Below are 303 nucleotides of genomic sequence, written 5' to 3' on the forward strand. Positions count from 1 at the left end.
CCGGTGCAGCCACGGTGACCGAACCGGTGGTGCCGTTGGCCGGCACGGTGATGACGGTTTTGCCGTCGCTCAGCGTGAAGGTCAGGGCGCCGTGGTTGTTGATCAGCAGGCCATCTTTGTTGGTCAGCGTGATGGTGTAGGTGATCTCGCCGCCTTCGGTCACGGACTCGGTGGCCGTCAGTTTCGCGATCACTTCGTCGGTGGTGTCGGTGACGTCGACTTTCGCCGCGCCGCCCAACTCCAGGTTCTCGAAGGTGCGACCGTCGATATCCACAGCCGACTTGATGCCAAGGCTGATTTCGC

At 62.4% G+C, this 303-nt stretch carries 1 protein-coding gene; it reads right to left on the bottom strand.

Annotation, left to right across the window (positions count from 1 at the left end):
• Positions 1-303 (bottom strand): immunoglobulin-like domain-containing protein (locus tag DM807_RS00655; protein WP_179026938.1); only part of this gene is annotated, 303 nt, incomplete at both ends.

The organism is Pseudomonas hunanensis (assembly GCF_013393325.1).
GTDB lineage: Bacteria > Pseudomonadota > Gammaproteobacteria > Pseudomonadales > Pseudomonadaceae > Aquipseudomonas > Aquipseudomonas putida_P.